Source organism: Paraclostridium benzoelyticum, assembly GCF_001006285.1.
Lineage (GTDB): Bacteria > Bacillota > Clostridia > Peptostreptococcales > Peptostreptococcaceae > Paraclostridium > Paraclostridium benzoelyticum.
In genome coordinates, this window is record NZ_LBBT01000308.1 from 1 (window position 1) to 1,988 (window position 1,988).

At 24.6% G+C, this 1,988-nt stretch carries 2 protein-coding genes; both read right to left on the reverse strand.

What is annotated here, in order from left to right; translation table 11 throughout:
* Positions 1-91: 91 nt before the first annotated feature.
* The gene (locus VN21_RS15190) at positions 92-925 is read right to left on the reverse strand and encodes an alpha/beta fold hydrolase (protein WP_046824000.1); all 834 of its coding nucleotides are present in this window, start codon (positions 923-925) and stop codon (positions 92-94) included.
* Between the two features lie 49 nt (positions 926-974).
* Positions 975-1,931 (reverse strand): magnesium transporter CorA family protein, encoded by a 957-nt coding sequence (locus tag VN21_RS15195; RefSeq protein ID WP_046824001.1) that lies wholly within the window; start codon positions 1,929-1,931, stop codon positions 975-977.
* Positions 1,932-1,988: the final 57 nt, after the last annotated feature.

The window sequence follows — 1,988 nt, forward strand, 5'->3', positions numbered from 1 at the left end:
TTAGAATCCAAATTAAAGCTTTTATTTATATTCCGATTATAAAATTAAAATATAGTTTAAAATAATAATATTATGTAAACTAATATCTGTTTTAAATAAATACAGACACAAAGTCTTTTATAATATTTATTAATTTTGATGAATCCTCTATGTAAGGAGTATGTCTTCCATTTATAGTTTTGATTATGCTATTTTTAAATTCAAAACTTTCGTGATGCTCTATTCCTACTGCATAGTCTTCACTTCCCGTTATTATTAAAGTCGGAATTTTTATGCTCTTAGTTAAATAGGTATAATCTAGAAAATAGTTTTTATTTTCAAATGCAAGCTCAGACATTTTTGTGTTTAAAATTTCTTTATCTAAAATTTCTAACTTTTCATAGTTACTTATACTTTTGAATTGAAGCATATAGTACAAATTATACCTCACTAAATTAAATACTACTTTTTTCCAAATGTATATTAAGTTTTGTAAGTTTGTATCACAATCAATCTGATTTACACCTAAAAGATTACACCCTTCTTTTATTTGGCTTTTTAACGCTTCTTTAAAATCTAGGGTGCAGTTTATTAATATTATGCCTTTTAGATTTTCTTCATATCTACTTGCATATGAAGTTGCTATAATTCCCCCGAATGAATGTGCAATTATTATAAATTTTTGTATGTTAAGCTTCACTCTAACCTCTTCTATATCTTCAACTAATCTATCGATAGAATAGTTTGAATTATAATCTCCTTCAGATCTTCCGCAACCTCTTTGATCTAAATACGCTATATTGAATATACTATGCATATAGATACCACAAAATTTTTCGAAATCTTTACTCCAAGCACCAGGGCCTCCATGTACATATATGCAATCTATACCCTCTCCTACCCTATTCACATAAAGGTTTATATTGTCATTAGTTTTTAAATACATAATTTCCTCCAGTTATTTAATGTATTTACATTATATCAAAATTCAAATACTAAAGCATTTTTTTAGATTTAAATATAATTATACCTAATGCCATTATTAAGAACATAAATCCTATTGTGAAATAATATCCAAAACGCCATTGAAGAAAAGGCATAAAACTAAAGTTCATTCCGTATATACCTGTTATTATAGTAAGGGGAGCTGAAATAGCAGTAAGTAATGTTAGTTTAGTTATTAAATTATTAGTTTTTTCAGCTACTTGGGAAGAATATATATCTAATAGCTTATCTGCTAACTCTCTTGTGGAAATAGCGAAATTATACAACTTATCTATCCCGAAATCAATACTTTGTAAGTTTTCAAGGTTATGTTTTTTTATATCTGAATATGTTAAATATCGTATGTTTTCTTTTAGTATTCTATCTCCTATATAAAGTAATGGCCTAGTATTCTTAACTACAGTTCTAGTTAAATTTCTAATATCACTAATTTCATGAAAATATTGATCTCTAACCCCTTGAAGCATTTTATCTTCCAGCTCCAATATCATATCTTCTAATTTTTCTAAGCTTTCGAAACTATTTACTATTATTTCTTTAAAAATTAAATAATTTATTTTAAATAGTGCTACAATTGGATTTTCATCTACTTTAAAATTGTCTTTCATCATTTTTAAAATGTACTTATATATGAACGTATCTTTATCACTTACAACAAGAATGTAATTATCAGCTAAGTATATATTTATTTCACTTATAATAGCTTTACTATTTTTAAGTTCAAATATATTCAGACTTAAAAAATCGTAATTATCAAATAAATCTAATCGTATGCTATCATCAAAATCTAAACAATCTTTAAATGTTATTTCATCTATATCTAAAATAGATTTTATTTTATTTAGTTCGTAAGCTGTTGATAATATCAAGTAACATTCATTGCTATCATAAAAATCATCCTTAAATTGATTTAAATGATTATGTGTATTTAAATTAAGTATATTCATTCACTTCACTCCAAACCTGTTATAAATATATTATGTATATAAATTAAATATTAATTC

Bases quoted from the DNA above. Each gene is read 5' to 3' on its own strand.
- VN21_RS15190 (WP_046824000.1), bottom strand. From the start codon at position 925: ATGTATTTAAAAACTAATGACAATATAAACCTTTATGTGAATAGGGTA.
- VN21_RS15195 (WP_046824001.1), bottom strand. From the start codon at position 1,931: ATGAATATACTTAATTTAAATACACATAATCATTTAAATCAATTTAAG.